Source organism: Xanthomonas bromi (assembly GCF_900092025.1).
Classification (GTDB): Bacteria; Pseudomonadota; Gammaproteobacteria; order Xanthomonadales; family Xanthomonadaceae; genus Xanthomonas; species Xanthomonas bromi.
In genome coordinates, this window is record NZ_FLTX01000097.1 from 1 (window position 1) to 1,649 (window position 1,649).

Annotated in this window: 3 protein-coding genes and 1 pseudogene; all 4 read right to left on the minus strand. The window is 55.4% G+C overall.

Annotation, left to right across the window (positions count from 1 at the left end):
* Positions 1 to 159: transposase (locus XBLMG947_RS20340; protein WP_065470347.1), on the minus strand; the 159-nt coding region annotated here is incomplete at its 3' end.
* A gap of 69 nt (positions 160 to 228) precedes the next feature.
* Positions 229 to 492: pseudogene (locus XBLMG947_RS20345) on the minus strand (transposase); the annotation flags it as partial.
* 134 nt (positions 493 to 626) lie between these two features.
* Complete coding sequence (locus tag XBLMG947_RS20350; protein WP_065470346.1) at positions 627 to 1,076, minus strand: pilin; 450 nt, start codon at positions 1,074 to 1,076, stop codon at positions 627 to 629.
* A 333-nt stretch (positions 1,077 to 1,409) separates the two neighbouring features.
* A partial coding sequence (locus tag XBLMG947_RS20355) for an integrase core domain-containing protein (protein ID WP_139074462.1) occupies positions 1,410 to 1,649 on the minus strand: 240 nt, incomplete at its 5' end.

Below are 1,649 nucleotides of genomic sequence, written 5' to 3' on the forward strand. Positions count from 1 at the left end.
CTTGGCATCGGGCACGCTCATCCCGCCGAACTGACTGCGCCACAGGGAGTACGAGGCCTCGCTGAAGCCATGGCGTCGGCACAGGTCCTTGATCGCCACGCCGCTTTCGGCTTCGCGCAGGAAGCCGAGGACTTGCTCGTCAGTCAAACGCTTCTTCACGTCCAATCTCCTTTGGGTAGGGAATTGGACTCCAAACTGGGGCGCTACTCAAAATTGGGGGGACGTCGCCAGCAGCACTTGATGTAGACGATGCCACACCCCGTTGGCTTGCCAATCACGCAGCCGACGCCAGCAGGTCATGCCGCTGCCATCGCCAAGTTCCGAAGGCAGGTCTTCCCACGCAATGCCCGTGCGCAGCACATAGACGATGCCGTTGAGGGCCTGCTGATCACTGACACGAGGTCGTCCACCTTTGGGGGATGGCTTGACCTGCGGAATCAGTGGCTCGATGCGCTTCCACAGCGCAATAGGGATCTCGTTGCGACGTGTCATGTCGACAATGAGGCCGCCGACTCAACAAAATTCAAGGGTTTTGTTAGCGGCTCTAAATACTTCTATCAAACCACAATTGAAAAGCCCCGGTGACGACCGGGGCTTTTGGAAATTCAACCAACTCAACTAACCAATTAGGTTCCAGTGCACGCAGTGGGTAGGTACTTCTGGGCAGCATCGGAAGTACACTGCCACACATTGGAGCCCTTGTCAGCATTAGACAGAGTCAGCGTCAGCTTCTTGCCCTGGATGCCGGCCGCAGCGCCAGTACTCTTCATTGTTGCAACGATGGTGCATCCGCCAGCTGCTGCCGCAGTTCCGCCGACAGCCACCTGAGCGACGTACTTACCATTGATATCGGTAGCAGCGGCAAAGCCGTTATTGCCGTTAGTCGGGCAAGTACCGTTGTTTGCAAATACTTCAGAAACACCCACCTTCTGACCACTAGCCAACGTCATCGCCTCGGACATCTGTGCACGAGCGATGTAGTCCTGATACGCAGGAATAGCAATGGCCGCAAGGATTGCGATGATAGCGATGACAATCATCAGCTCGATTAAGGTAAAGCCCTGTTGCTTCTTCATTTATAACCCCTAGATTTTAAAAATTTAATAGGAGACTCCTGAACACTGTGCGAGATCCTGACAGCCCATCACAGATAAGCATCAGGCGTCGCCGCAAGGAAGCTTCTAGCAGAAAGCGTGCCAACTGCAACTCACATTCCCGTCCGCTTCTTAGGCCATGATCGCACTGTCCCCAGCGATGAGATAGGGCTAATGCCTATTTTTGCTACGCTGACTGCAATGTGACACTCAACGTCACTTTTGAGCGAACTAGTATGGCAAATTTGCACGCCGCGTATGGTGGCGCCCGGCACTCAAGTTGCGACGTCCCCCCGTCCTGGATAGCGGCCGGGTTTAGAGTCCGGGGTTGATGATATCGGTGTTGGCCAGCTGTTGGGCATACGCCGATGGCGTCATGCCACCGATTGCCTTCTTGGGTCGCTCCTCGTTGTATTCGCGTCGCCAGCGCTCGATCTCGGTGCGCGCATGCAGCAGTGTCGGGAACCAGTGTTCGTTGAGGCATTCATCGCGCAGGCGACCGTTAAACGATTCAACGTAGGCGTTCTGGTTCGGCTTGCCGAGTTGGATGAGCCT

What these genes read in the sequence shown, in the direction of transcription:
- XBLMG947_RS20350 (WP_065470346.1), bottom strand. Translation starts at nt 1,076, where the DNA reads ATGAAGAAGCAACAGGGCTTTACCTTAATCGAGCTGATGATTGTCATC.